This is a genomic window from Limnobaculum zhutongyuii, from assembly GCF_004295645.1.
In the GTDB taxonomy this organism is placed as follows: Bacteria; Pseudomonadota; Gammaproteobacteria; order Enterobacterales; family Enterobacteriaceae; genus Limnobaculum; species Limnobaculum zhutongyuii.
On record NZ_CP034752.1, the window covers coordinates 4,315,658 to 4,335,498 of the forward strand.

Here is a 19,841-nt window from a genome sequence, read left to right on the forward strand (position 1 = left end):
GTCAGGACCCTTGTTTATCAAGGTTCTGGCACCACAATGCCAGTTGATGAACGTCCTGAGCTATCAGGCTACCAGGCTGGTACTCACCTGAAGTTTTCTTAACCGCCAGCGACTCCGCCATCGCCTCATCACGGTGCAAAATAGCAGGAACCAGATTTGATAAGCTTTGCTGCCAAATATGGCTGACATCTTGCTGTATTAAACTTGTTGGTAAAAAGCCATTAATCAGAAAATAACTATTCAGTGGAAATGTCTTTTGTTTCAGTAAAACGTGGCTCTCTACATCCGGATTTAACAGAACCAGATTAATATCAGCCAACGAATTGGATAATTCATTTAAAGACGAAAGCGTGGAAGAACAATCAATAATTATCCATTGATAATCATTCGATGAAAGAAAAGATAAGAAGTCAGGTAATTTATTGGGTTGATGTTGTTTTTGGTTAAATAACCCTTCATTGATTAGGGAATATGTTTCTTTTTCAGCAAAACCAAAAGGCAGATAATCAATTCCCGACGCGTAGGAAATAATCGGTGGAGAAGATGGCTGTAATTTTAGCGTTGACGCCCAGCCTTCTTTACTATCCCATGCATGGTTAAAATGAAGACGCAGTAAGTTGCTGATACTGAAATCAACCACCAACACTGACTGCCCTGTTTGAGCAAGAGCCCAGGCCAGCGAAGCACACACCGCTGTAGTACCGCAACCACCGCGAATACCCTGCATTGCCAGAATCGTCACGAACCAACCTTATCTGAGGTTGACTCAGATAATATTTCTGACAGTAATGGCCAACGTAGAAACGCTTCCCGCAGCGCGCCCTGATGAGAAAGATCCTGATATTCCAGCGAAGTAAGATGATAAGCCGTCATTACCGCGGCAATATCATTCTGATACTCTTTTGCCACCGCTTGTCCGGGTAGCCGGTTTTCTATTTCTGTTTTGCGTCCTTGCCTCAGGTTCCATTGGATTCCTGTGACATCATTGTTCATTTTGATAACTCAGTAATGCAGGCTATGTAGTTAATTTTAGCTGATAAAAATCATTTTGCTGGCGCAAGAAGCTAAAAAAACGTGGTATTACCTGATAGTTTTTCTATGAATACGCAACATGAATTTTTCTGTGTTAAATTAAAAAATAAATAAACAGGTTTTCCCACAGAATTCGGTTGAAATAATAACAGAGTCGTGAGTACAAAAAAATGGAATTTCTGTTTTATTCATAGTGATAAAGAGACAGGATGTTATTTCACGCTGCTAATCCATTCGCCTGAAACCTTAATTTATATCAGCTTGCGGATATTATTGGATTAATCTCTGTCTGTGAAAACAGGTGAAAAAACTCTGCCAACATGATTATTGTGGATAACTTAAACAGATATTATGAATAACGAGAAAATATCCTCTCAGTCCCTCTCTCCGGATAACAGCCTGTGGAAAAACTGGCAGGGGTTAAGCGGCTGGAATTACTACTTTCTGATAAAGTTTGCACTGCTATGGGGTGGGTATCTTAATTTCCATCCTCTGGAAAATCTGGTTTTCGTCGCCTTTTTACTGTTTCCACTACCGGCTGGCTGGCTCAGAAAAATCCGCAACTGGATCGCTATTCCGGTAGGTATCGCGCTGTTTTACTATGATACCTGGCTTCCGGGTATTCAAAGCATTATTAGTTTACGCAGTCAGGCAACGGCCCTCAGCTTTGATTATATGGTGGAATTCGTACAGCGCTTTATTAACTGGAGCTGGGTGGGTGCGGGTTTTGCGCTGTTAGTTGGCTATCTGTTTATTTCTCAATGGGTGCGTATTACACCTTTTGTGGTTGCCGCTTTAGTATGGCTAAACGTTATCACTATTGGTGGGCCATCATTCAACTTGATGCCGGCGACAGCAACCACCAATACGCCATCGACTAATACACCGACTCAGCCGGGTACCACAGACAGTTCGCAATCGGAAGCGCTGGGACCGCCAACCTCCCAGAACCTTACCGCTTATTACGATAAATTTATTCAGACTCAACAGGGTTTGCATACCGAATTTCCGACATCATTACCTGCTGATGCCCAGCCTTTTGATTTGTTAATCATCAATATCTGTTCTCTCTCCTGGTCAGATATGCAGGCAGTTGGTCTGGCAGACCATCCAGTCTGGAAAAAGATGAATATCGTGTTTGATAATTTTAACTCGGCCACTTCATACAGTGGGCCCGCTGCCATTCGCATCTCCCGGGCCAGCTGTGGTCAGTCCTCTCATACCGCTCTGTATAAAGCAGCGGATCAGCGCTGTTATCTGTTCAACGAACTGGCGCAGTTAGGATTTAAAAATGAGTTGGTAATGGACCATTCCGGTGCTTTTGGCGATTATTTGAAACAACTGCGTGAGTATGCGGGTATTCAAGCCACGCCATTGCCTTTTGGGAATGCCAAAGCAGAATTAACCTCCTTTGATGGTGAACCACTCTACCGCGACTTGAGTATGTTGACCGAGTGGCTGGAATCCCGACAAAAAGACGATTCACCTCGTACTGTCACATTCTATAATACTATTGAGCTGCACGACGGTAACCGAAGTCTTGCCACTAACAAACCGGTGGAATACAAAAAACGCCTGCAGGATTTGTTTGACGATCTGGACAATTTTTTGGATGAACTGGACAAGTCTGGTCGCAAAGTGATGGTGATGGTAGTACCAGAGCACGGCGCCGCACTGGTGGGTGACAAAATGCAGGTTTCTGGCCTGCGTGATATTCCCAGCCCAAGCATTACCCATATTCCTGTTGGTATTCGAATTGTTGGTGCAAAAGCGCCTGCGCAATCTGAGCCGCTGCACATTACTTCCCCGAGTAGCTATCTGGCTATTTCTGAACTGGCTAGCCGCTCGCTGGACGGTAAGTTGTTCACTCAAGACAGCATTGACTGGCAAAAACTAACGGACAATCTACCGCAAACGCCGGCAATATCAGAAACCTCAGGTACGGTAGTGATGAAATATCAGGATAAGACCTATATCAGGTTGAATAATGCCGACTGGGTGCCTTATCCACAATAAGTAACCCGTTCAACCGAGATAAAAAGCAAAACCCCTGATAGCTTTCACCATCAGGGGTTTTTAATCTGGTCGGCGAGAGAGGATTCGAACCTCCGACCCACTGGTCCCAAACCAGTTGCGCTACCAAGCTGCGCTACTCGCCGTCGAATTGACGCGCATGTTACTGCTGCCACAATGTAAGGTCAACTGCTTTCCATCATCCTGCAGCCGACCGGAGATAAATGCAGCAAACCGCAGATAATTCACCCACATCAAACAGATAAGCGTGTTTTTCTTCGGTTAATTTACTCATAATTGTTAACAGGAAGTGATATTCTAATTAACTCTCCAGACTTTTGGTTCCAGACACTTTTCTGGTTATACAACATGCAACAACATACTGAGGGGAAAACTCATGGCTGATTGGGTTTCAGGCACGGTAACACGGGTAGATAATTGGACAGACAACTTATTCAGCCTGCGTATACATGCCCCTGTACGACCGTTTACTGCAGGTCAGTTTGCCAAACTCGCCCTGGACATTGGAGGAGAGCGAGTTCAGAGAGCCTACTCTTATGTTAATGCCCCCGGAAATCCTGAACTTGAATTTTATCTGGTCACCGTACCGGAAGGTAAGCTCAGCCCTCATCTTCACCAATTAAAGGCTGGCGATTCCGTTATGGTTACGCTGGACGCCGCAGGATTCTTTGTACTGGAAGAAGTTCCTGCCGTTGATACCCTTTGGATGCTATCCACCGGTACCGCGATTGGGCCATTTCTCTCGATTCTTCAGGCAGGTGAAGATCTGGAACGTTTTAATCACATCGTTTTGGTTCACGCAGCTCGCTACAGTCAGGACCTCAGCTATCTGCCTTTGATGCGTGAACTGGAAAAACGCTATCAGGGAAAACTGCGTATTCAAACGGTGGTTAGTCGGGAAAAAAGTGCCGGCTCTCTGTTTGGTCGTATTCCGGCATTAATTGAAAGTGGCGAGTTGGAATCCGCTGTCGGGTTAACCATTAGCCCGGAGCAAAGCCACGTCATGCTTTGCGGTAACCCGGAAATGACAAAAGACACCCAACAATTGCTCAAACAACAACGCAATATGGCCAAACACTTACGCAGAAAACCAGGCCATATTACCAGTGAACAATATTGGTAAATTCAGTAAAAGAGCGAATGTTGGTTAGATCGCGTTGTCTGATAAATCACAGGCAACGCAATAAATTTAGAGACATGCTTTTGACAAGCCAGGCACAACAGGTTTTAATCAGACATTATCTCTTATAGATTAGTGATATATATGAATGACATGCGATCAGAATACTCAACATTAATGAAATCTGGAATTTCCGGCACACTCTTTTTAGTGCTGATGTTAAGTTCTGTGTCATTTGCAGCTCAGGAGAATCTGCCTCCTCCATCAACGGAATCAACCGCCACTGAACCCGCTGTAGCTCCCTATCTTAGAGAAGATGCCCCTTCATTTAGTCTGACGATTGCTCAGTTCAGAGAAAAATTCTCAACCGCCAATCCTACTCTGCCATTAGGGGAATATAAGACCATCAAAACGCTGGAGGTCAAATCTCCCCTGCTTCGCGCTGCCAGTCGGATTAACAGCACGCTGTACTCTTCCGTGGCTATTGATAAAAGCCAACGCACCATTAAAAGTTTACAACTGACTTATCTGCCCCCCATTCCATCAGAAGAAAAAACAGAGAAGCCAGAAGAGATTGCTAAAGCAGAAAAGGCAAACAAAGCAGTGCTAATCAGCTATATGAGCGCATTTATCAATTTGTTTGAACCCACATTATCAGCAGAAAAGTGCCAAAAGAAATCCATTGAACTGCTGGAAAAGGGCAAAGGAGCGTCCTTCTATCAACAAACTGAAGGGACATTGCGTTTTGTTATAGCCGATCATCGTGAAAAAGGTATAACATTCGCTATTGAACCGATTAAGCTGTCGCTATCTGACAAGTAATTCATAGAAAATAAGATACGCCGCTAACAACGAATAAAAGCTAAACCCTAAGCATTAAGTCGTTCTATACTATGGAACAAATTGATATTGGCACTAACGCACTATCAAATGCTTTAAGTCACTAACTCACTGTAATGAAAGTTATTACCGTATAATCTGATTGGAGAAAAAACATGCGTCATCCATTAGTTATGGGAAACTGGAAACTCAACGGCAGCAGACATATGGTCAACGAACTGATCGATGGCCTGCGTAAAGAAGTCAGCAGTGTAGATGGTTGTGATATTGCGATTGCTCCACCATTTATTTATCTGGATCAGGCAAAACACCAGGCTTCTGGTAGTCATATTATGCTGGGTGCTCAAAACGTTGATATCAACCTTTCAGGTGCATTCACCGGCGAAACGTCAGCCAATATGCTAAAAGACATTGGCATGAAATACGTCATTATCGGTCACTCAGAGCGTCGTACTTATCACAAAGAAAGCGACGAAGTGATAGCTGAGAAATTTGCCGTTGTAAAAGAAGCTGGCTTAATTCCTGTGCTGTGCATCGGTGAAACTGAAGCAGAAAACGAAGCCGGTCAAACCGAAGCCGTTTGTGCGAAACAACTGGATGCCGTATTGAAAACTATGGGTGCGCCAGCGTTTGGAAACAGCGTGATTGCTTATGAACCTGTTTGGGCAATTGGCACCGGTAAATCAGCAACACCTGCTCAGGCACAAGCCGTTCACAAATTCATCCGTGATCATATTGCCAAGCATGATGCCAAAGTGGCTGCTCAAGTGATTATCCAGTACGGCGGTTCTGTTAATGCCAGCAACGCTGCGGAATTATTCTCTCAGCCGGACATTGATGGAGCTCTGGTTGGCGGTGCATCATTAAAAGCCGATGCTTTTGCGGTAATCGTTAAAGCGGCGGCGGCAGCTAAAAAAGCATAACCTCTTTTTTATTCATAAAAAAACCCGGATATTCCGGGTTTTTTTGTCACGATAAATATGCTCAGACGGAATTAGAACAGCTCTTTTGCCGTCTTCAACCAGTCGCTCTTAAACGGACGCTTCATATTTTCAATAGCATCAATAATATCGTGATGAACCATCTTCTCATTCTGAATGCCCACGCAGCGACCACCATGACCTTCCAGCAGTAAGTCAATGGCATAAGCGCCCATACGGGAAGCTAAAATACGATCGTAAGGCACCGGCGACCCACCACGTTGAATGTGGCCCAGCACGGTGGCACGCGTATCACGATGGGTTTTTTCCTGAATATATCTGGCCAGTTCATCGATATCACAAATGTGTTCGGTGATAGCCACGATTGCATGTTTCTTACCTTTGCCAATACCGGCCATGATCTCTTTTACCAGCTCATCGCGATCGAATTCAATTTCAGGTAAAACGATAAATTCACAACCACCAGCAATGGCCGCAGCCAGAGTCAAATCACCGCAGTGACGGCCCATGACTTCAACAATCGAGATACGTTGGTGAGATGAAGAGGTATCACGCAGGCGGTCAATAGCTTCAACCACAGTACCCAGCGCAGTAAAGAAACCGATGGTGTAGTCGGTACCGGCTACGTCGTTATCGATAGTTCCTGGTAAACCAATACATGGGAAACCACGCTCTGTCAGCAATTTCGCTCCCATATAGGAACCATCACCACCAATAACCACCAGCGCGTCGATATTTCTGCGTCTCAGGTTCTCTATCGCAACTTCACGAATGGCAGGATCTCTAAATTCCGGATAACGAACAGAACCCAGGAAGGTACCACCACGGTTAATAACGTCAGATACACTATAGCGATCTAACTGTTCCATGCGATCTTCACACAGCCCCTGATAGCCATCGTAAATACCAACAACTTCCAATCCCTGAGAAAGAGCAGCACGTACAACACCACGGATTGCCGCATTCATTCCCGGTGCATCACCACCACTCGTTAAAACGCCGATTCTTTTGATCATGACCACCTCTAAACTGACAGATGTTATTTTAGATATCGTTCCACGAAATGCCATGCCTTGCATGACGGTGAAACATAGTGAGCCGTCAGGCTCGTGGTTATCAATTAAATGCACCGGGCGAATTATGTAGGGTAATCCCCGGGCTTTAATCCTGTTGACTACATTTCAGACTAATGTCTGCTGACTTTGATGTATCAGTATAGCAAACATGATTTGCTGAATTGATTCAGTTTAAGTTAAAAACGGTAATAATTAATATAGATAAAAGAATTATTTTTTTATCGTCCCGAAATAAGTTTCTGCTAATGGGTAATCTGACTCATTCTCAAGCGGAGATCACCTTCAGGATACCATCACGGAACAAGGGTCCTGATGGATAATAACCTCTGAGTTGGGAAAACGTTTTAATATATCCTGCTCTACATCATCGGCAATTTTATGCGCATCAATCAGTGGTAGCTCGTCTGCCATTTCCACATGCAGTTGAATAAAACGAGTGGGGCCTGATTGGCGGGTACGGAGATCGTGAGCCCCCATGATACCCGGCTTCGACAGTGCAATATCCATAATCTCCTGCCGTTCTTCGTCCGGTAATGCTCTGTCCAACAGTGTTTGCACCGCATCATAGGCCATCGTTAATGCACTATATAAAATGTAGCAGCCGATACCTAAAGCAAAGATCGCATCCGCATGCAAGAAGCCATAAAGGCTCAAACCTAATGCCGCCAGAATAGCCCCATTCATAAAGATATCTGACTGATAATGTAGCATATCAGCACGAATCGCCTGACTTTGCGTTTTTCTTACCACCCAACGCTGAAAAGTCACTAAACCAATGGTACTCATTAATGAAATAACGGTAACCACAATACCAATACCGGCAGATTTTATCGGTTGAGGATTGAGCAGATGTTGGAAACCGGTCAAAAACAGGAAAATAGCCGAGCCGCTAATAAACATACTTTGGGCTAATGCAGCTAAAGACTCCGCTTTACCATGGCCAAATGTGTGCTGATGGTCAGCAGGCTGTAAAGCATAACGCACGACCAGCAGGTTAGTGACAGAAGCGGCAATATCTACCATGGAATCAACCAACGCCGCCAGCAAACTGACAGATCCGGTAAGCCACCAGGCTGCAATTTTTACTAACAGTAACACTGATGCCACACTTGCCGCGCAGATTGCTGCTGTTTTAACTAGTCGTCCATACTGATCGCTCACGTTCTGTTGCTCCTGAATACTATCAGTCAAAGCAGTTAGTATAGCGATTTTTGGGCAAAAAAAACCCCGCCGTCTATGGCGGGGAAGACATGGATGGTGTCTAAGGCAAGGAAAAACATACATCATAGGATTTACTACATACGACTACTTACAACTACATACTCTTACTACTGGGGATCCGATTCATCATATTTGCGCATCTGGTCTAAGTGATGCTGCATCATCTCCATCCTTTCAGAATGGTTATGATTGAATATCTTTTGCTGCTCTGGCGTTAACAAACTATAAAACTGGTGGTTAACCCGGGCTAAAGCAACCTGTCTTTCAACCTGTGCTTTAGCAATAACCTCAGCCTGTGCACGCGCTACATCTTCATCAAATTTGTCGGCAATGATTAACTTATGCATTGCTTCCATGTTATCCCGGTACATCTGTGGCATAACATCATGGTAATTTTGTCTTATCAGGTCTCGCATCTGCTGGCGTTGTTTAGCGGTTAACTTCAACCCTTCAAACAAACCGTGCTGGCGCATAACCTCAGTCTTCATCACTTCGCCGCTATTCGCGGGAGAAACCGAACTAAAACAAGCTTCCGTCTCTGTACAATTTACTGGTTCAGTTGGAGCTTCAGCGTTTTTTGTGTCTGCGGCCAACACTGTTGATGTACTCAGTGCTAACATTGATGCCATAATTAATACATTAGCTTTATGCATCACCTTCTCCGCAAACTTCACCGTATTGAACCGATGTAGAGAAGTCTACCCGAGCGGATGAAAACTAGCGTCAGTGCTTGTAAATGTGTGTAAAGTCATGGATTAGCGCCACCTATTCGAGTAATTTTGCTTCCGGAGGAAACACTATGAGTAAAATATTGCTTGTTGATGACGATCGTGAAATCACGTCATTGCTGGAAGAGTTACTGGAGCTGGAAGGGTTTGACGTTGTTGTTGCTTATGATGGCGAACAAGCAATAAACATGATGGATGACACGATTGACCTGCTTCTGCTGGATATCATGATGCCAAAGAAAAATGGTATCGATACGCTAAAAGAGCTACGCCAGAATTATCAAACACCGGTGATAATGCTCACTGCCCGCGGTAGCGAGCTGGATAGAGTATTAGGGCTGGAGCTGGGTGCAGATGACTATCTGCCTAAGCCATTTAACGATCGCGAGCTGATAGCGCGTATCCGCGCTATTTTACGACGTTCCAACTGGAGCGAACAACAGCAAGAACCTGAAGTCAGTTCCAATACGCTACAGGTGGATAAACTGCGTTTAAATCCTGGACGTCAGGAAGCCAGCTTCGATGGGCAAACCCTCGATCTGACCGGTACTGAGTTCACTCTGCTTTACTTATTAGCTCAACGTTTGGGCCAAGTGGTTTCCCGCGAATATTTAAGTCAGGAAGTACTGGGTAAACGCTTAACGCCATTCGATCGCGCTATCGATATGCATATCTCCAACCTCAGACGTAAATTGCCAGAACGTCACGACGGCTTACCCTGGTTTAAAACTCTGCGTGGTCGCGGTTATCTGATGGTCACTGCGACATGATTACTTTCAATAGCCTGACAACCCGCATTTTCGCCATATTCTGGCTCACTCTGACCTTAGTGGTCATGGTGGTCCTGATGGTTCCTAAACTTGACTCCCGTCAGCTAGCCGCTCTGCTGGACAGTGAGCGGCGTCAGGGAACCATGCTGGAGCAACACGTTGAAGCTGAACTGGCCAGTACGCCTAACAGCGATTTGATGTGGTGGCGCAGGCTATTGCAGGCTATTGAAAAGTGGTCCCCCCCTGGTCAGCGTATGTTGCTGGTCACCAGCGAAGGCCGAATTGTCGGCATCCTGAAACGCAATGAAATGCAGATGGTGCGAAACTTTATTGGTCAGGCTGACAATGCTGACTATCCGATGAAGAAGAAATACGGCCTGCTGGAGATGGTTGGCCCTTTTTCTGTTCGCGATAGAGAAGAGCACTATCAGTTGTATTTAATGCGCCCGGCAACCAGCCCACAGTCAGACTTTATCAACCTGCTATTTGACCGTCCGCTGTTGTTGCTCGCCGTTACCATGGTTATCAGTATACCGCTGTTGCTCTGGCTGGCCTGGAGTCTGGCTAAGCCCGCTCGCAAGCTAAAACGGGCCGCTGATGAAGTGGCCAGAGGCAACCTGAAGGAATCGCCCGAACTTGAGTTTGGTCCACTGGAGTTCCGCGCAGCGGGTGCCAGCTTTAACCAAATGGTGAATGGGCTGGACCGTATGGTAAAAGCCCAGCAGAGATTAATCTCCGATATTTCTCATGAATTAAGAACACCGCTAACACGTCTGCAGCTGGCGACGGCATTAATGAGACGCCGCCATGGTGAGTCTAAAGAGTTGGTTCGAATAGAAACCGAAGCACAGCGGCTGGACCATATGATCAACCATCTGCTGGATCTGTCACGTAATCAATATAAAAGCGAAATCGCCAGAGAGCGCCTGTTGGCAAATGAACTTTGGGCTGATGTTCTCGATAACGCTAAATTTGAAGCTGAACATACCGATAAAAAGCTGGAAATTGCCGTTCCCCCTGGCCCATGGCCAATTTTTGGTAATCGGGCAGCACTGGACAGTGCATTAGAGAACGTGATTCGTAACGCTTTTCGATACTCCAACAACCATATCGTTGTGACTTTCAACTGTAACGAGCAGGGCGTTGAAATTCATGTCGATGACGACGGTCCGGGTGTAGCAGAAGAGGATCGTGAACAAATTTTCCGACCGTTTTATCGTACTGATGAAGCACGAGATCGTAATTCCGGCGGCTCTGGCCTCGGTTTAGCCATTGTAGAATCGGCAATTAGCCAACATGGCGGCTGGGCTAAAGCAGAAAAGAGTCCATTAGGCGGGCTACGCCTGATAATTTGGCTACCTCTTTACGTTCGCTAGTTCTAGCGAGATTCAATATCTGCTATTCTGCGCCTCTCTGAATTGGGGGGCGCATGCTAAATATCGTTTTATTTGAACCAGAAATACCACCAAACACTGGCAATATTATCCGCCTGTGTGCAAATACCGGATTCCAGTTACATCTGATAGAACCCCTGGGTTTTACCTGGGATGATAAACGTCTGCGCCGCGCTGGTCTGGATTATCATGAGTTTACCGCTATCAAACGCCATAAAAATTATCAGGCATTTGTAGCTAACGAAAATCCTGCCCGATTATTTGCTTTGACCACTAAAGGAACGCCGGCCCACAGCGCGGTTTCCTATCAGCCTGGTGACTACTTACTCTTTGGTCCGGAAACCCGCGGCTTACCCACAGAAATACTGGATAGTCTGCCAAAAGAGCAAAAAATTCGCATTCCTATGCAACCAGACAGCCGCAGTATGAACCTGTCAAATGCCGTATCGGTGGTGGTGTATGAAGCCTGGAGACAATTAGGTTATCAGGGAGCGCTGCATCGGGAGTAGAAACTGACCGGAAAAGTCCGGTCAGCTAAAATAAACGTTTGAACAGTTCTGATGGAAATGGCTAATCATCAACCGGGAGATCGATATCCCCCTTCAAGCCATTAAAGCTTTGATCCATTTCCATTGAAGGCTTATCGCAGCCTGAGCGCCCAACAATTCGGGCCGGTACACCCGCTACAGTGGTATAAGGCGGTACTGCTTGTAGCACTACAGAGCCCGCACCAATTTTGGCACCTCTTCCCACTTCAATATTGCCAAGAATTTTAGCGCCTGCACCAATCATCACCCCCTCACGGATCTTAGGATGACGATCGCCCCCTTCTTTCCCGGTACCACCCAGCGTAACGGATTGAAGAATAGACACATCATTATCCACAACGGCGGTTTCGCCAATCACAATGCCGGTTGCGTGGTCCAACATAATACCGTGGCCAATACGGGCCGCCGGATGAATATCAACGCCAAACACCACAGAGACCTGATTTTGCAGATAAATCGCCAGCGCTTTACGATTTTGCTGCCATAACCAATGACCCACGCGATAGGCCTGCAACGCATGGAAACCTTTAAGATAAAGTAGCGGAGTTGAGTATTTATCAACGGCAGGGTCACGCTGACGCACCGCCAAAATATCACGAGCAGCAGATTCAACAATAGAATTGTCAGACTGAATTGCCGCTTCAATAATTTCCCGCACGGAAATAGCCGGCATGGTGGCACTGGCCAATTTATTAGCCAGAATATAGCTCAGGGCATTCCCCAGAAACTCATGGTTCAACAGTGTCGAATGAAAGAAACTGGCAAGGATAGGTTCACAATCAACCAGTTTTCGCGCTTCAACTTTTATCTCATTCCAGACCTGCATTGACTCTGATGACATTTTCCAGCTCCTGCTTACACCTCTGGTTCCAATAAAAACAATGGATACTGATGGTAATTAGACTTTTATTTTCTCATCTTTGCTGGTTCGGCTGAGTAGAGTAATAGCCGCTTCCCGGGCATCTTTACCGGCATAAAGTACCTGATAAATCTGTTCAGTAATTGGCATCTCTACGCCATGGCGCTGAGCCAGTACCCACACTTCTTTGGTATTACGATAGCCTTCAACCACCTGACCAATCAGGTTTTGGGCTTCTTCAACATTTTTTCCTTCGCCCAGCATAATGCCAAAACGACGGTTACGGGATTGGTTATCCGTACAGGTCAATACCAGATCCCCTAATCCAGCCATACCCATAAAGGTGGCAGGATCTGCGCCCAAAGCGGCACCTAAACGGCTCATTTCTGCCAGGCCCCGGGTTATTAATGCCGTTCTGGCATTGGCGCCAAAGCCAATGCCGTCAGACATACCGGCTCCGATAGCAATAACGTTTTTAACCGCACCGCCTAACTGAACGCCAATAAAATCCGGATTACTGTAAACTCTGAAGCTCTTCCCACAGTGTAATAACTTTTGCAAATCATCAGTGAATTGAGGATCCGATGAAGCCACTGCGATTGCAGTAGGTAAGCCAGCAGCGAGCTCTTTGGCAAATGTCGGCCCGGAGATAACCGCCAGTGGAATATCATCCCCTAACGCTTCTCTGGCCACTTCAGCCAGTAAACGCCCGGTTTCGGCTTCCAGTCCTTTGGTTGCCCAAACAATACGAGCATTTGGCTGTAAAAACGGCTTTATCTGGCGAAGAACATCACCAAAAACATGACTGGGTACAACGACCAGAATATCCCGGCTAGCACTAATCGCCTGCTGAAGATCCGCCTGCAACTGTAATGTATCAGGGAATGGGACATCAGGGAGAAACGCCTGATTTTTTCTGTCCTGCTGCAGTTGTGCAATATGTTGAGGGTCGTGGCCCCACAACACTACCGAGTGGCCATTACGCGCCAGCGTAATGGCTAAAGCGGTGCCGTACGAGCCGGCACCGATAACAGTCATATCGACCTGATTCATTACGCGTCCTGATGCGGCGCAGCGCCTTGCTCAGCTTCGGCTTGCTGCTGCAGATAGTTCATGAACAGCGCATCAAAGTTTACTGGCGCCAAATTCAATTGAGGGAAACTACCGCGAGAAACCAGTGCAGAAACACATTCGCGAGCATAAGGGAACAGAATGTTCGGGCAGTATGCACCCAGACAGTGAGCCATCTGAGAATCATCCAGACCAGTGATGCTAAAGATACCTGCTTGCTGAACTTCACATAAGAATGCCGTATCTTCACCCAGCATAGCTGTAGCAGTAACGCGTAAAACAACTTCAAATACACCATCACCCAGTTGGCTGGAAGCCGTATCTAAATCCAGTTTAACCTGAGGATCCCACTCCTGTTGAAAAATCAGTGGTGCTGCAGGTGCTTCAAAAGAGACGTCTTTGGTATAAATGCGTTGAATTTGAAACGCCATTTCTGGGTTGCTTTGCTCTGACATAAAAAATTACCTTTAAGTTAAATGTCCTTCTCATGCTGAAATAAAGCAATAATCGGGAGTTTTGAGATAAACAGTAAAGTGGGGCTCATCCCGTTTTACCGACTATTACTTACCGCGAACCAATGGCAGGTTTTCACCGCTCCAGCCAGACAATCCATTTTTCAGAGTGAATACCTGTGTGAAACCCTCTTTAACTAAGGTTTCTGCCGGTTCTTTTGAACTGGTGCCATTAGCACAAAGTACCACCACCGGGCGCTCTTTATGTTTGTCCAAAACGGCAAGGGTGCCATTTTTAATGTCTGTTGGCGTTAAGTTGATAGCACCAACAATATGCCCTTTACGGAAATCATCGATAGTACGGGTATCAACAACAACCGCACCTTCTGAGTTGATCAGTCGGGTCAAATCCGAATTGCTGATATCTTTAACTTTAGATGTTGCTGTTTTTAGCGTCATAAAAATGACAGCGACCAGTAACCCAACCCAGGCAATACTTAATACCGGATGGTTACTAACAAATTGCATAACTTGTTCCATGGAGGATAACAACTCCCGCTGTTTGGGATTAAATAATCAAGGTTATGGAGTATACCTTTGCACTGCATCAAATACAGCCAAAATACGGTTAGCAATGCAGAAAATACGGCATATCTCTAAAAATTTTATCAAGAGTCCACGGCGAAACATATTGAAAAAGAGTAAAAACAGGTATCAAAGTTTGATTTTTCCGCTTATTTGCCTTCGACTGTAGTAAAATTCTTTCCCAAATGACGATGCGGGTTGTACCTATCGTTACCTCTAAGTTCTCAATGTGGTATAAAAAGCACATTGGATATGAAATGAATACCGCAAAATTTCAATGTTATTTACGAGGTTATTTGAATGTCGAGCACAAAAAAACCCATGGTTCTGGTGATTCTTGATGGTTATGGCTATCGGGAAGAGCAACAGGATAACGCTATCATTAACGCTAAAAAACCAGTGATGGATAAGTTGTGGAAGAACTATCCGCATACGCTGATTGCAGCTTCTGGTCTGGATGTAGGTTTACCCGATGGTCAAATGGGTAACTCTGAAGTTGGTCACGTGAATCTGGGTGCCGGACGCATCGTGTATCAGGATCTCACCCGTCTGGACAAAGAGATCAAAGAAGGCGATTTCTTTACCAACCCGGTATTAACGTCTGCTGTTGATAAAGCCGTTGCAGCCAATAAAGCCGTTCACATTATGGGATTGATGTCCCCAGGTGGCGTTCACAGCCATGAAGACCATATTCTGGCAATGATTGAGTTAGCGGCAAAGCGTGGCGCAAAAGCTGTCTATCTTCACGCATTCCTGGATGGTCGCGACACCCCACCCCGTAGTGCGCAATCAACACTGAAACGATTCACCCAAGAGTTTGAGAAACTGGGCTGTGGTCGTATCGCTTCCATCGTTGGCCGTTACTATGCAATGGACCGCGATAACCGCTGGGATCGAGTACAGCTCGCTTATGACCTGATGACTGATGCTAAAGGCGAATTCACTGCAGAAGATGCGGTTTCAGGATTACAGGCCGCATACAGCCGCGATGAAAATGACGAGTTTGTTAAACCTACGGTTATTCAAAAAGCGGGTGAACCCACTGCTGCCATGCAGGATGGTGATGCGTTAATTTTTATGAATTTCCGCGCTGACCGTGCTCGTCAAATTACTCGTACTTTTATCAATCCTGATTTTGACGGATTTAAGCGTAACAAAGTAGTTAAGTTCAGCGAGTTTGTGATGCTGACGGAATACGCTGCGGATATTAAAGCGGCATGTGCTTATCCACCTGATTCACTGACCAATACCTTTGGTGAGTGGTTGATGAAGCATGATAAAACTCAGCTACGCATCTCTGAAACTGAGAAATATGCTCACGTAACCTTTTTCTATAATGGTGGTGTAGAAGATCCATTTACCGGTGAAGACCGTATTCTGGTGAATTCGCCGAAGGTTGCCACCTATGATTTACAACCAGAAATGAGTTCAGAAGAGCTGACCGAAAAGCTAGTTGCAGCGATCGAAAGTGGTAAATATGACGCCATCATCTGTAACTACCCTAACGGTGATATGGTTGGTCACACCGGCGTATATGAAGCAGCCATCAAAGCGGTAGAAACGCTGGATGCTTGCGTTGGCCAAGTGGTTGCCGCCGTTGAAAAAGTAGGCGGACAGTTACTGGTTACTGCCGATCACGGTAATGCTGAACAAATGCGCGATCCGGCAACAGGTCAGGCTCATACCGCACATACCAGCCTACCGGTGCCATTGATTTATGTAGGAAAGTCAGCACAAGTGGTCGAGGGTGGCAAACTGTCCGATCTGGCACCAACCATGCTTAGCCTGATGGGAATGGAAATTCCAAAAGAGATGACTGGTAAGCCACTGTTCATCGTGAAATAATCGCCTTCCATGAAGGAAGCGACTATTTTTCACCATTCACAAGCTATCAGGGGGTCGATTGTGCGGATACCAAAACAGGACTCTGCATCAGGTGTATCGACCCACCGTTTCAGTTTGAGTGTTATTTGCGCCAGCCTGCTCTGTGCTGGCGCACTTCTCTATCCTTATTCTGGCTATGCTGACGAAAATAATAAGCAACAACTCAATTCCGTTTTGCAAGACATTGCTGAAAAAGAAAAAAACGTCAAGCTACAGCAAAAACAGCGTGAAGACCTTAATGTACAGCTTAAAGAGCAGGAGAAATCCATTGCTCAGTCCAGTCTGATATTGCGAAAAACTCAGGGAGCGCTAACGACTTTAGGTAGTGAAATCGGCACCCTTAACAGCAATATAAAACGACTGCAAAAACAACAAAATACTCAGCAGGACTATCTGGCTAAACAGTTGGATGCTGCTTTTCGGCTGGGAAAAAGCTCTGAGCTTCAGCTCATTCTGGAAAGCGAAGAGAGTCAACGTAGCGAGAGGATCCTCGCGTATTATGGCTATCTGAATCAGGCTCGCCAAAAAACCATTGATGAACTTAAAGAGACACAAACCGACCTGAAGCAGGAAAAAACCAAGTTACAAACAAAACAGGTTGAGCAGAAAACCCTACTTGGCCAGCAAAAAGACGAACAGACAAAACTGGAATCTGCGCGCCAGGCCCGAAAGAAAACCTTAAGTGAGCTGGATGTTTCTATTCAGGCCGATCAGCAGAAACTGGCTGAACTGAAGAAAAACGAATCCCGGTTAAGAGATCAAATAGCCAAAGCCGAACGTGAAGCCAAGGCCCGAGCGGCTCGTGAACAGCGGGAAGCCGAAAAACTAAGAGCCCGTCAACAACAGGCTCAAAAATCGGGTTCAGTGTATAAAGCAACAGAAGAAGAGCGTTCTCTGATGGCTCGCACCGGTGGACTCGGCCGCCCGGCGGCTCAGGCTCTATGGCCAGTCAGAGGACAAATAAGCCATCGATTTGGTGAAGCGCTACAAGGTGAACTTCGCTGGAAAGGTATGGTTATCAATGCGCCGGAAGGCAGTGAAGTCCGGGCCATTGCTGATGGCAGGGTATTGTTGGCTGACTGGTTACAGGGCTATGGCTTGGTTGTTGTTGTCGAACATGGCAAAAGCGATATGAGCCTGTATGGCTATAACCAGAGTGCGCTGGTTAGCGTTGGTAGTCAGGTTAAAGCGGGGCAACCAATAGCACTGGTTGGCACCAGTGGCGGTCAGGGAGAACCTTCGCTGTACTTTGAGATTCGCCGTCAGGGACAAGCAGTTAACCCACAACCATGGCTTGGAAAATAGTAGTGACTTTATTAAAACATCTTATCCATCCTGTACTCGGCTTACTCTGTCTGAGTTTTGCACTTTCTGCCGCCCCCGCCCGGCTGGCAATTGTTATCGATGATTTTGGCTATCGTAAACATAACGAAGAGCAAATTCTGAAAATGCCTGCGGCCATTTCTGTTGCCGTATTGCCCAATGCTCCGTTATCTCAGGAGATGGCGCAAAAAGCCTACCAGTCAGGACATGAAATTCTTATCCATATGCCAATGGCACCAATAAGTAAGCAGCCTCTGGAACGGGATACGCTACGTCCGGGCATGAGTGTGGAAGAGATTCGGCGTATTATTGCCCAGGCCATACGCAACGTTCCTCATGCAAAAGGAATGAATAACCATATGGGAAGTGCCATGACGTCTGATTTAGGCGCCATGCAACTGGTAATGAAAACCCTCAGCCACTACCAACTTTATTTTCTCGATAGTGTGACCATTGGCAGCACTAAATCAATACAGGCAGCAGAAGGCACTTCCGTTCAGGTGGTCAAAAGAAAAGTCTTTCTGGATGATGACCAAAGCGAAGCGGCAGTAAGAAAACAATTTAATCTGGCGGTGAAGATGGCGCAAAAAAATGGTTCAGCGATTGCTATCGGCCATCCTCACCCTTCGACGATTAGCGTGTTGCAACAGATGCTCCCACAATTACCACCAGATGTAGTATTGGTGCCTGTCAGTCACTTATTACCATCGGCACCACATCGAACCTATCCCTCTCGCGAACCTAAGCCGGTTGAAGTAGAGACACCAGAAAAACCTGTGGCGATCCCTGTCGATCTGACTCATCGTTGCCCGGCACCTGAATCGATTGAGAAAATCAATCCGCAAGCCACTTATAGCACTATCAAAAATATTTTCGGAACCTCGCCGGCAATATGGTCAATCTACTCTTATCTGACCTATTGTAGCGTTGCTCCACAAATTTCCGCTTCCTCATTACCATCGGCCCCAAATCGCCCATGAGAAAACGGTATCTAAGCATATGAATTATCCTTAATTGAACAAAAATAGCGGCTACGTTACTATTTATTTTTTGAGTCCAATGGCGGTCAGGTTATGTTTCCTTTATCAGTGTGCGTACTAACATTTAATTCCGCACGATTACTAAAAGATGTACTTTTGCCCCTGAAAGAAATCGCCGATGAGTTAATTATTGTAGATTCAGGAAGCAGCGATGAAACTCTGGATATCTGTCAGCAGTTTGGTGTAACCCCTGTCTATCGGGCCTATACCACACATGGTGAACAGATGAATTATGCAATCTCATTGGTCAGCAACCAGTGGGTACTCTGTATGGACAGCGATGAGATCATCGACCAGAAAACCGTTGAAGAGATAAAGAAGATTAAGAGCGGTAGTATGCCAGCGCCCGATATGGCGTTTCGTATTTCTCGTCACTGGTTTGTTTTAGGCAAAGAAGTCCACAATATTTACCCCGTCACCTCACCCGACTATCCGGTCAGATTATTTAATCGTGAATGTGTTGGTTTTAACAGCCGTCCGGTTGATGATGCAGCAGAAGGTTACAAAAATACCGCAGTGATTGCCGGTTTTGTTAAGCACGATACCTTTTTCTCTATTCATGAAGTGTTTAATAAACTGAATGGATATACCACCCGACTGGTAAAATATAAGCGAGTTAAGCCTTCTTTAGCCAGAGGGCTATTTAGTGCCTTTGGTTCTTTCTGGAAATGGTATATTTTCAAAAATGGCTGGAAAGATGGCAAAGTGGGTGTTGTTACCGGCACTTATGCTGTTGCCTACAGCTTTATGAAATATCTGAAAGCCTGGTATCAACACGATGATAAAAAGCATTAATTATCTACAATGGAACTGAGAATAAAATCCAGTGTCTACCTGCCAGATAGCCATATTGATGCAGTCGGCATAAAATAACCCGGGGTGCTGTTTAACACAGACAGCATCCCAATAAATTTATCTTGGAA

The 19,841-nt window shown here is 45.7% G+C and carries 20 protein-coding genes and 1 tRNA gene; 11 read left to right on the forward strand and 10 right to left on the reverse strand.

The window, feature by feature from the left end; genetic code table 11:
- Window position 1: 1 nt before the first annotated feature.
- Together bcsQ and bcsR are read right to left on the reverse strand one after the other, a co-directional pair.
- On the reverse strand, window positions 2-742 hold the full coding sequence (gene bcsQ / locus EKN56_RS19310; protein ID WP_130593275.1) for a cellulose biosynthesis protein BcsQ: 741 nt from the start codon (window positions 740-742) through the stop codon (window positions 2-4).
- Window positions 739-993 (reverse strand): cellulose biosynthesis protein BcsR, encoded by a 255-nt coding sequence (gene bcsR, locus EKN56_RS19315; RefSeq protein WP_130593276.1) that lies wholly within the window; start codon window positions 991-993, stop codon window positions 739-741. Before bcsR ends, bcsQ begins: the two co-directional genes overlap by 4 nt.
- Before the next feature lie 390 nt (window positions 994-1,383).
- Between bcsR and bcsG the strand changes: the two genes are divergently transcribed.
- The gene (gene bcsG / locus EKN56_RS19320; protein ID WP_130593277.1) at window positions 1,384-3,048 is read left to right on the forward strand and encodes a cellulose biosynthesis protein BcsG; all 1,665 of its coding nucleotides are present in this window, start codon (window positions 1,384-1,386) and stop codon (window positions 3,046-3,048) included.
- A gap of 66 nt (window positions 3,049-3,114) precedes the next feature.
- Here bcsG and EKN56_RS19325 read toward each other — a convergent pair.
- A tRNA-Pro gene (locus tag EKN56_RS19325) sits at window positions 3,115-3,191 on the reverse strand.
- 251 nt (window positions 3,192-3,442) lie between these two features.
- Here EKN56_RS19325 and fpr point away from each other — a divergent pair.
- The 3 genes from fpr to tpiA all read left to right on the forward strand — a co-directional run bounded on the left by fpr (window position 3,443) and on the right by tpiA (window position 5,949).
- Window positions 3,443-4,189, forward strand: a complete 747-nt coding sequence (fpr, locus tag EKN56_RS19330; protein ID WP_130593278.1) for a ferredoxin--NADP(+) reductase — start codon at window positions 3,443-3,445, stop codon at window positions 4,187-4,189.
- Window positions 4,190-4,363: 174 nt separating this feature from the next.
- Window positions 4,364-5,008, forward strand: coding sequence for a DUF1454 family protein (locus tag EKN56_RS19335; RefSeq protein WP_130593279.1), 645 nt, complete (start codon window positions 4,364-4,366; stop codon window positions 5,006-5,008).
- 173 nt (window positions 5,009-5,181) lie between these two features.
- A complete protein-coding gene (gene tpiA / locus EKN56_RS19340; protein ID WP_130593280.1) occupies window positions 5,182-5,949 on the forward strand; it encodes a triose-phosphate isomerase in 768 nt (255 codons plus the stop codon).
- Between the two features lie 71 nt (window positions 5,950-6,020).
- Here the strand turns inward: tpiA and pfkA are convergent, their stop codons facing one another.
- The 3 genes from pfkA to cpxP form a co-directional block, all read right to left on the reverse strand.
- Window positions 6,021-6,983 (reverse strand): 6-phosphofructokinase, encoded by a 963-nt coding sequence (pfkA, locus tag EKN56_RS19345; RefSeq protein WP_130593281.1) that lies wholly within the window; start codon window positions 6,981-6,983, stop codon window positions 6,021-6,023.
- Window positions 6,984-7,325: 342 nt separating this feature from the next.
- Window positions 7,326-8,204, reverse strand: coding sequence for a CDF family cation-efflux transporter FieF (gene fieF / locus EKN56_RS19350; RefSeq protein ID WP_130593282.1), 879 nt, complete (start codon window positions 8,202-8,204; stop codon window positions 7,326-7,328).
- A 167-nt stretch (window positions 8,205-8,371) separates the two neighbouring features.
- Window positions 8,372-8,917 carry a cell-envelope stress modulator CpxP gene (gene cpxP, locus EKN56_RS19355; RefSeq protein WP_130593283.1) on the reverse strand — a complete coding sequence of 182 codons (546 nt, stop codon included), beginning with the start codon at window positions 8,915-8,917 and terminating at the stop codon, window positions 8,372-8,374.
- A gap of 146 nt (window positions 8,918-9,063) precedes the next feature.
- Between cpxP and cpxR the strand changes: the two genes are divergently transcribed.
- From cpxR to trmL, 3 genes are read left to right on the forward strand one after another with little or no spacing between them, the layout of a single operon-like run.
- Window positions 9,064-9,762 (forward strand): envelope stress response regulator transcription factor CpxR, encoded by a 699-nt coding sequence (gene cpxR / locus EKN56_RS19360; protein WP_130593284.1) that lies wholly within the window; start codon window positions 9,064-9,066, stop codon window positions 9,760-9,762.
- Window positions 9,759-11,138 carry an envelope stress sensor histidine kinase CpxA gene (gene cpxA, locus EKN56_RS19365; protein WP_130593285.1) on the forward strand — a complete coding sequence of 460 codons (1,380 nt, stop codon included), beginning with the start codon at window positions 9,759-9,761 and terminating at the stop codon, window positions 11,136-11,138. The genes cpxR and cpxA overlap by 4 nt, the downstream gene beginning before the upstream one ends.
- A 53-nt stretch (window positions 11,139-11,191) precedes the next feature.
- Window positions 11,192-11,665: a tRNA (uridine(34)/cytosine(34)/5-carboxymethylaminomethyluridine(34)-2'-O)-methyltransferase TrmL gene (trmL, locus tag EKN56_RS19370; RefSeq protein ID WP_130593286.1), complete on the forward strand. Its 474-nt coding sequence runs from the start codon at window positions 11,192-11,194 to the stop codon at window positions 11,663-11,665.
- A 61-nt stretch (window positions 11,666-11,726) separates the two neighbouring features.
- Here the strand turns inward: trmL and cysE are convergent, their stop codons facing one another.
- From cysE to EKN56_RS19390, 4 genes are all read right to left on the reverse strand, one after another.
- Entirely contained in the window at window positions 11,727-12,545 is an 819-nt protein-coding gene (gene cysE / locus EKN56_RS19375) for a serine O-acetyltransferase (RefSeq protein ID WP_130593287.1), read from the reverse strand.
- Window positions 12,546-12,602: 57 nt separating this feature from the next.
- Entirely contained in the window at window positions 12,603-13,616 is a 1,014-nt protein-coding gene (gene gpsA, locus EKN56_RS19380; protein WP_130593288.1) for an NAD(P)H-dependent glycerol-3-phosphate dehydrogenase, read from the reverse strand.
- The gene (gene secB / locus EKN56_RS19385; protein ID WP_130593289.1) at window positions 13,616-14,089 is read right to left on the reverse strand and encodes a protein-export chaperone SecB; all 474 of its coding nucleotides are present in this window, start codon (window positions 14,087-14,089) and stop codon (window positions 13,616-13,618) included. Before secB ends, gpsA begins: the two co-directional genes overlap by 1 nt.
- A 105-nt stretch (window positions 14,090-14,194) precedes the next feature.
- Window positions 14,195-14,626 carry a rhodanese-like domain-containing protein gene (locus EKN56_RS19390; protein WP_130593290.1) on the reverse strand — a complete coding sequence of 144 codons (432 nt, stop codon included), beginning with the start codon at window positions 14,624-14,626 and terminating at the stop codon, window positions 14,195-14,197.
- Between the two features lie 345 nt (window positions 14,627-14,971).
- Here EKN56_RS19390 and gpmM point away from each other — a divergent pair, with 345 nt between their 5' ends.
- The 4 genes from gpmM (at window position 14,972) to EKN56_RS19410 (ending at window position 19,713) form a co-directional block, all read left to right on the forward strand.
- A complete protein-coding gene (gpmM, locus tag EKN56_RS19395) occupies window positions 14,972-16,516 on the forward strand; it encodes a 2,3-bisphosphoglycerate-independent phosphoglycerate mutase (RefSeq protein ID WP_130593291.1) in 1,545 nt (514 codons plus the stop codon).
- Between the two features lie 9 nt (window positions 16,517-16,525).
- Window positions 16,526-17,860: a murein hydrolase activator EnvC gene (gene envC, locus EKN56_RS19400; RefSeq protein ID WP_130593292.1), complete on the forward strand. Its 1,335-nt coding sequence runs from the start codon at window positions 16,526-16,528 to the stop codon at window positions 17,858-17,860.
- 23 nt (window positions 17,861-17,883) lie between these two features.
- The gene (locus tag EKN56_RS19405) at window positions 17,884-18,858 is read left to right on the forward strand and encodes a divergent polysaccharide deacetylase family protein (protein ID WP_246020109.1); all 975 of its coding nucleotides are present in this window, start codon (window positions 17,884-17,886) and stop codon (window positions 18,856-18,858) included.
- A gap of 93 nt (window positions 18,859-18,951) precedes the next feature.
- A complete protein-coding gene (locus tag EKN56_RS19410; protein WP_130593294.1) occupies window positions 18,952-19,713 on the forward strand; it encodes a glycosyltransferase family 2 protein in 762 nt (253 codons plus the stop codon).
- Window positions 19,714-19,841: the final 128 nt, after the last annotated feature.

Coding starts and splice junctions, on each gene's coding strand:
- bcsR (WP_130593276.1), bottom strand. CDS start 993: ATGAACAATGATGTCACAGGAATCCAATGGAACCTGAGGCAAGGACGC.
- bcsG (WP_130593277.1), top strand. CDS start 1,384: ATGAATAACGAGAAAATATCCTCTCAGTCCCTCTCTCCGGATAACAGC.
- fpr (WP_130593278.1), top strand. CDS start 3,443: ATGGCTGATTGGGTTTCAGGCACGGTAACACGGGTAGATAATTGGACA.
- EKN56_RS19335 (WP_130593279.1), top strand. CDS start 4,364: ATGAAATCTGGAATTTCCGGCACACTCTTTTTAGTGCTGATGTTAAGT.
- tpiA (WP_130593280.1), top strand. CDS start 5,182: ATGCGTCATCCATTAGTTATGGGAAACTGGAAACTCAACGGCAGCAGA.
- pfkA (WP_130593281.1), bottom strand. CDS start 6,983: ATGATCAAAAGAATCGGCGTTTTAACGAGTGGTGGTGATGCACCGGGA.
- cpxP (WP_130593283.1), bottom strand. CDS start 8,917: ATGCATAAAGCTAATGTATTAATTATGGCATCAATGTTAGCACTGAGT.
- cpxR (WP_130593284.1), top strand. CDS start 9,064: ATGAGTAAAATATTGCTTGTTGATGACGATCGTGAAATCACGTCATTG.
- cpxA (WP_130593285.1), top strand. CDS start 9,759: ATGATTACTTTCAATAGCCTGACAACCCGCATTTTCGCCATATTCTGG.
- trmL (WP_130593286.1), top strand. CDS start 11,192: ATGCTAAATATCGTTTTATTTGAACCAGAAATACCACCAAACACTGGC.
- cysE (WP_130593287.1), bottom strand. CDS start 12,545: ATGTCATCAGAGTCAATGCAGGTCTGGAATGAGATAAAAGTTGAAGCG.
- gpsA (WP_130593288.1), bottom strand. CDS start 13,616: ATGAATCAGGTCGATATGACTGTTATCGGTGCCGGCTCGTACGGCACC.
- secB (WP_130593289.1), bottom strand. CDS start 14,089: ATGTCAGAGCAAAGCAACCCAGAAATGGCGTTTCAAATTCAACGCATT.
- EKN56_RS19390 (WP_130593290.1), bottom strand. CDS start 14,626: ATGGAACAAGTTATGCAATTTGTTAGTAACCATCCGGTATTAAGTATT.
- gpmM (WP_130593291.1), top strand. CDS start 14,972: ATGTCGAGCACAAAAAAACCCATGGTTCTGGTGATTCTTGATGGTTAT.
- envC (WP_130593292.1), top strand. CDS start 16,526: ATGAAGGAAGCGACTATTTTTCACCATTCACAAGCTATCAGGGGGTCG.
- EKN56_RS19410 (WP_130593294.1), top strand. CDS start 18,952: ATGTTTCCTTTATCAGTGTGCGTACTAACATTTAATTCCGCACGATTA.